This window comes from Synechococcus sp. R60.1, from assembly GCF_047461835.1.
Lineage (GTDB): Bacteria > Cyanobacteriota > Cyanobacteriia > Thermostichales > Thermostichaceae > Thermostichus.
In genome coordinates this window covers 1-1,006 of record NZ_JANSIA010000135.1, presented here as the reverse complement: position 1 = coordinate 1,006, position 1,006 = coordinate 1, and the positions used below count along the sequence as shown (strand labels likewise).

1 CRISPR repeat array is annotated in these 1,006 nt (G+C 50.7%).

The features are described from left to right. Positions 1 to 71 precede the first annotated feature (71 nt). Positions 72 to 1,006: a CRISPR direct-repeat array (repeat unit 36 nt; unit sequence GTTCCCCCTTCGGGGGGATCCCTAGAAATTGGAAAC).

Here is a 1,006-nt window from a genome sequence, read left to right as displayed (position 1 = left end):
CCCTTCGGGGGGATCCCTAGAAATTGGAAACACCCCTCCACAGCAGACTTACCCCCAACCCTACTCATACCGTTCCCCCTTCGGGGGGATCCCTAGAAATTGGAAACTTGAAGACTTCGTAAACCTCGGCGATACTCTCGTACGTTCCCCCTTCGGGGGGATCCCTAGAAATTGGAAACACTCGATGACACAATCACCGAAGCCCTCCTCGACCACTAACCAGGTTCCCCCTTCGGGGGGATCCCTAGAAATTGGAAACTTGATATTTTAACTCAGGAAAGAAATAACCTGGTAGACGTTCCCCCTTCGGGGGGATCCCTAGAAATTGGAAACGGGTCATTCTGACCCAACGCTGCTGCTGATAATTGTAATAGTAGTTCCCCCTTCGGGGGGATCCCTAGAAATTGGAAACCCGCCAGCATCTTTGCAATAATACGCAGATGCTCACAGTTCCCCCTTCGGGGGGATCCCTAGAAATTGGAAACCCGAAGAGCAGGAGTCTTCACTCGCTCTTTAATTAGGTTCCCCCTTCGGGGGGATCCCTAGAAATTGGAAACTTGTTGAAGATGAGTACAGTTTCGTCCTCAAGAAATAACGTTCCCCCTTCGGGGGGATCCCTAGAAATTGGAAACTTCCTCGTATGTGTAAGTCCTGGTAGCCATGATGTACGTTCCCCCTTCGGGGGGATCCCTAGAAATTGGAAACATATCGTCGTTCAACCGAAGAGTTTTCATTTGGCCTGTTCCCCCTTCGGGGGGATCCCTAGAAATTGGAAACCAGCCGGATTGCCGTTCATATTCAGTTTTTCGGACATAATGTTCCCCCTTCGGGGGGATCCCTAGAAATTGGAAACTTGCCTAAATTCTTGCCTAGGCGATTCAAGTAACTCAGTTCCCCCTTCGGGGGGATCCCTAGAAATTGGAAACGAGAGATTGCTGATGGGCAACTGGAACAGTCGTGCTGAAGCCGGGTTCCCCCTTCGGGGGGATCCCTAGAAATTGGAAAC